This is a genomic window from Betaproteobacteria bacterium, from assembly GCA_016791345.1.
Lineage (GTDB): Bacteria > Pseudomonadota > Gammaproteobacteria > Burkholderiales > JAEUMW01 > JAEUMW01.
Window position 1 is genome coordinate 1 of sequence record JAEUMW010000233.1, and the last position, 5,162, is coordinate 5,162.

Consider the following 5,162-nt stretch of genomic DNA (forward strand, 5'->3'; position numbering starts at 1 on the left):
CATCAGCCCCGCCGCACTCTTCGCCATCTTCGCCGTCACCTGCACCCGCTCGAAATCCTCCGACAACTGCACCGCGCTCACCTGGCCGATGTTGACATCCTTGTACTTGATGAAGGTCTTCCCCGCCTCGATCCCCTGCGCGGCACCGAACACGATCGTGATCGTCGGCCCCTCGCTCAAGATCTGCTGAATCGCAATCCCCACCGCCACCACCGCCGCCAATATCGGTATCAACCACACCACCGATAGCCGTCCCTTCCGCTTCGTCACCACCGTCGAACGCGGCAGGTCCTCCCGCCCGCCCAGCTCATCCATAGTGGTGCCCCTCTGCCGCGAGCCACGGCCTTCCGACCGATGCCCCTACTTTGCTAGGGAATCTCAATTCCGTTCTCCCGCAACGCCTGATTCACTGCAAGGTTGATCTCGTGCTGCACCCTGAGACGCTGCTCGAACGAGCCCACGAACGCACAGATCTCCAGGTCGAGCCCCTTGCTGCCGAAGCCCACGAAGAAAACGGAAGGCGGCGGCTGCGCAAGCACGTCGCGATTGCGCCGCAGCGCATCGAGCATGACCCGCTGTGCGAGCACGACGTCGCTGCCTTGCGCCACGCTGATCTTGAGCAGCAGCCGTGTCGTCTGGTTCGACAACGTCCAGTTCACCACGCGATCGGTGATGAACGACTTGTTGGGGATGATCACTTCCTTGTTGTCGAAGTCGATCACCGAGGTCGCGCGGGCACGGATGTGCGAGACCGTCCCGGAAACGTCGCCGACGGTGACGACGTCACCGATGCGGATCGGTCGCTCGGCGAGCACGATGAGGCCGGAGACAAAGTTCGCGAAGATCTCCTGCAGACCGAAGCCGAGACCGACGCCGAGCGCTGCGACCAGCCACTGCACGTCGCTCCAGCCGATGCCCAGGTTGTTGGCAGCGACGGCGATGCCGATCGCGGCGAGCGCATAGCGTGCCGTGACCTTGATCGCATAGGTCGCATCGGCCTGCATCTCCAGGCGCTGCAGCAGGACGATGTCGAGCAGTGCACCGACGTTGCGCACGGCAACCGCAGTGACGGCACCGACGATCAACGCGACAAACAGCCCGCCCACCGTCACCGGGTGCTGCACGATCTTGTCGTCCACGGTGTCGCTGTAACTCCAGAGCGCATAGTCGCCGATCACCGAGAGTGCCGGCACCGCCTCGTGCCACACCCACCACATGCCGGCGAGCAGAAGCAGCGTCGTGAAGAGATCCAGAAGCGAGCGTGTCTGCTCGCCGATGGCTGCGACATCGAGGCGCGGCGAGGGCATGGATGCGACGGCGCTGCCCGTGTCGCCGTGGACAACGATGCCGGCGGATGGCGCCGCGTTCGCGTTGCCGCGCCGGACGAGGCGCGCGCGCTGGACCTGCACCCACAGCGCGATCAGACCGTAGAGCATCACCGCAACGAGGACGAGGAAGACCGATTCCAGCAGCCGCGCGAAGAAGTAGCCCGCCGCCACGATGTAGCCGGTGGCGGCAAGGATGGCGATGCCGAGCGGAAGTGCCAGCAGCAGGGTGAACCAGACCCCGTGCAGTTGCACCGCCCAGCCGCGCGGAGCACGCGCACGCAGCCGCTGCATCACCGGGCTCTTGCTCCGGAACAGGTGCGCGAGGAACACCACGAGGACGAGCATCGCGAGGTTGAAGACAAGACGGCCGAGACTCTCGCGGTTGGCGAACGGCGCGCGGTGATCGTTCAAGGCGGTGATCAGCATGAGGGGCAGGAAGACGGCAGAAAAACGACGCAGCGCGGCGGAGGCAAAGGTGATCGACGTCTCGTCCCAGCCGAAATGGCCGACGGCAACACCGCGCCGATCGAAGAGCCAGGCAAAAGCGTAAAGCGCGAGCACCAGCCGGGCGACCCGCCAGAGCGCATCGCCGACAGCCTGCGCAAAAGGCTGGGTGTCCGGCGCCGCCCCGAGCGCGGCGCCGGCCGTCCACAGGAGAACCGGGATCGGGAGTGCGAGGGCGAACGTGATCGCAAGCGCCGCCAGCGCATGGCCGATGCCGTAGCGCTCGTAGGTGACTGCGGCGGGTGCGAGGGAGACGAGCGCGCGACGCAGGCGCCCGCGCGCGGCGTAGAGACACACGGCGATCAGCACGCCCAGGGCGGGCGGAAGAGGTCGGCGTGACACCTCATCCATCAGCGCGTCCCCGGCACTGCGCCAGTTCGCAGGCGATACGCTCCAGGCAAGCGACGGCAGGAGCTCGGCGACCGTCTGTGTTCCCGGCGGAGACGGAATCCAGAAGAGCAGGCGGGTGAGTTCCGTCCGCGCAGCCTGGCTCCGCTTTTCGAGCTCCTCCTCGGCGGCACCCGCGTCCCGCAACGCCTTCAGAAGCTCCTGCTGCGCCTGAATCGCGCGGGTAAGGAGATTGCGCTGCTCGCCGAGGAGATCACGGACCACCGCCCCGGCCTGTAAGCGCTCCGCGTCGGGAATGGGAGGCCGTACGCTGGCCAGGCGTTGCGCTACCGCGGTGTCGAGGTCGCGCAATTCGCGCAACTGGCGCTCCGCGCGGAGGTTCGCGTCGCTTGCGGAAGCCAGCAGGTGCGCCCGCGCCTCGCGCGTGGGGTCGAACTGCTCCCGAGACGGCAGCAGCCGCAACTGATCCATCACCGTCTGCGCGAATTCGCGGCCGAGGACGTGCACCTCTGCACCGCGCTCGATCCGTTGCATGGTCTCGTCGAGATCGCCCTTTCTCTTGCGCAGCTCCTCGATCTGGAGTCGCACGCCCTCCAGCACACGGGAGTCTTCCGCGATCTGCGCCGACAGCGCGGCGTTCTCCGCGGCGATGTCCGCCGTCGCGTTCGAGTGCGCGTGGGCCTCGGCACCCGCGACCAGGAGCGCAAGCGCAAAAGCGACCCCACAGCACAGAAGACGCATGGCGCGGGTCAAATCCGTCTTCGCGGCGAGCATTACAGCTTCTTCTCGACCTTCTTCGCCTCTGCCTTCGCCTGCGCCTCGACCTTGTTCCACGCGCCCTGCAGCTTCTGCCAGAACGACGCCTGCGGCGCTTTCCGGCAATCGTCGATGATCATCGGCGTTACCTTCTCCGTGCCGTCGATGTCGAGGATCGACCTCCCGCCCTTCGCATGCGCGCTGGCCCAGTAGATCACCTTCGGCTTGTACTGATTGTCGAAAGCAAGGAACTCTTCGCACGTCCATTTCGCGACCGGCTTCTTCGTATCCGCAGCGGTGACTGTAGTCGCGACCGCGGCAACCGCGAGCGAGAGGGTGACACGCATATTCATCCTGCTCCTCCTTGCGTCGAGTGAATGCGCGAACCGGCTCTCCGCACCAGGAGATCGCCCTGCGGAGATCGCGCTCATTTGCGCCGCCGCCAAGTCTGATTGAACCACGGCGCGCGGGGGCCGTAGAGGCGCAGGATCATGAACCAGCCTGGGCCTGGGGATCGTCTGAATCCAGTTGATTCCTCCATCCTGACCGGTGCCTTTGGACCGAAGCAGACGTCCACGCTCGAGTACTGCTGACCGGTCACCCATCATCACTGTATCGGGACCACCGCTGGAGGTTGCCACGTGCCCTCGCCCGGCGGCAGGATCGACGGCGCCTCGGTCTTCGGCCAGTACAGTCGCATCACGAGGTAGATCGGACCGTCCGGCGCCGGCAGCCAGTTCGCCTCCTTGTCTTTCCCGGGTGAGTCCTTCTGGATGTGCAGCGTGAGCGAGCCGTCCGCGTTCTTCTTCATCCCCGAGAGCATCGGCGAGTTGATGAGGTAGCGATTGATCGGGTTCTTGACGAGCACTTGGGGAAGAGCAACTGCACCTGGAAGCGAAGCTGCCAGCTCGGGCCGTCGTCCGTGCGGGCGGCATTGTAGTACGCCGCGAGCTGGAAGGGCACGCTGATGAGGTTCGCGACCGGATTCTGCGTCATCTTTGCGAGCCCTTCGGGGCTCATCTCAGCACGCGCAGATGCGATGTACTGCATCGTCGCGATGCGCACGGCATCCGTCCGGCTTTCTACCGCCCCACCTGATAGGGCAGCGGCCGCGCAAGCAGCTGCTCGTTCGCAAACGCATTCTCAACCTCGCGGAACGCGGTCACTCTCGCGTCGGTCGAGTAAGGCGTGACGAAGCGCAGCCCGATCACGAAGATGAGCAGCAGATGCAGGCCGACGAGCGCCGACACCGCCGCCCATGCGATGCTGAACCTGAGCCACTTGAGCTGGAAAAAGATCAGCCAGACGAGAACGACATAGCCGAAGAGGATGACGATGCCCGCTATCATGGCGTCGTTGGCTCAGCTCTTTTTGGCTGCAGGTCACACTGCACAATCCCTTTTGGCGCTGGAACAAAGGCGCCGTGTCGCTTTGTCAATACATGCGCATTGACACTGCTCCGCACCCTCATTAATCTGAAGTGATGCCCACCGCCACCAAGTCCGCCCAGCTCCAGATTCGCGTATCGCCGGCCGAGAAGGCCGCGATCGAGCGCGCCGCTCGGCGCGCCGGGCTCGACATGTCCGCCTACGTTCTGGCGCGGGTGCTGCCGCCCCTCCGGAGCCGGTTTGCGGAGATGACCGAAGCCTGCCGTGAGCCGGCGACTGAACGCTTCGCCCTCGCCGAGTTGAGCGGCTGGATCGGGGAACTCAGCGGCGCGGAGCTGCGCGAGGGGGTGGCATCGCCGCCAGCGCCAGGGATGACGCCTTACCTCGCCAACTATGTCGCCGCGATGGTCGAGTATGCATGCGCTCGACGCAACGTTTCGCCGCCGCCTTGGACACGGGCGATCGCGCCGCTCACCGAGCCCGTTTTCGGCTCGACGCTCATGAGCCTCCGGTTGCATCTCCTGACCCACTCGCCGCCGCCGTTCCGCAGGCGGAATATCTTCATCGACTCCACCGTCGGCGCACGCGTGTAGATGGCTGCGCTCGACGCCCGGGACATCCGCCGCCTCTTCGATCTCCTCAACAAGGCACTGCGCGACGAGGCGATCGAGGGTGAACTGTTTGTAGTGGGCGGTGCAGTGATGTGCCTTGCCTACGCAGCCCGCCCGTCCACCCAGGACGTGGACGCGCTGTTCCGCCCCGCCCGCGAGATCCGCACCGCGGCGGCCCGCGTGGCTGTCGAGGCGGACTTCTCGCCCGACTGGCTCAACGATGGCGT

Annotated in this window: 6 protein-coding genes and 1 pseudogene; 2 read left to right on the top strand and 5 right to left on the bottom strand. The window is 65.6% G+C overall.

The window, feature by feature from the left end; translation table 11 throughout:
- The 5 genes and pseudogenes from JNK68_09195 to JNK68_09215 all read right to left on the bottom strand — a co-directional run.
- On the bottom strand, nt 1–315 hold a 315-nt coding region (locus JNK68_09195; protein ID MBL8540535.1), incomplete at its 3' end, for an MCE family protein.
- Nucleotides 316–368: 53 nt separating this feature from the next.
- Nucleotides 369–2,954, bottom strand: coding sequence for a mechanosensitive ion channel (locus JNK68_09200; protein ID MBL8540536.1), 2,586 nt, complete (start codon nt 2,952–2,954; stop codon nt 369–371).
- Nucleotides 2,954–3,283, bottom strand: a complete 330-nt coding sequence (locus JNK68_09205; protein MBL8540537.1) for an HNS-dependent expression A — start codon at nt 3,281–3,283, stop codon at nt 2,954–2,956. The genes JNK68_09200 and JNK68_09205 overlap by 1 nt, the downstream gene beginning before the upstream one ends.
- Before the next feature lie 260 nt (nt 3,284–3,543).
- A pseudogene (locus JNK68_09210) lies at nt 3,544–3,807 on the bottom strand (DUF1214 domain-containing protein).
- A gap of 211 nt (nt 3,808–4,018) precedes the next feature.
- A complete protein-coding gene (locus tag JNK68_09215; GenBank protein ID MBL8540538.1) occupies nt 4,019–4,285 on the bottom strand; it encodes a hypothetical protein in 267 nt (88 codons plus the stop codon).
- Between the two features lie 134 nt (nt 4,286–4,419).
- Here JNK68_09215 and JNK68_09220 point away from each other — a divergent pair, with 134 nt between their 5' ends.
- Nucleotides 4,420–4,917 carry a DUF1778 domain-containing protein gene (locus tag JNK68_09220; protein ID MBL8540539.1) on the top strand — a complete coding sequence of 166 codons (498 nt, stop codon included), beginning with the start codon at nt 4,420–4,422 and terminating at the stop codon, nt 4,915–4,917.
- A partial coding sequence (locus JNK68_09225; GenBank protein ID MBL8540540.1) for a hypothetical protein occupies nt 4,918–5,162 on the top strand: 245 nt, incomplete at its 3' end.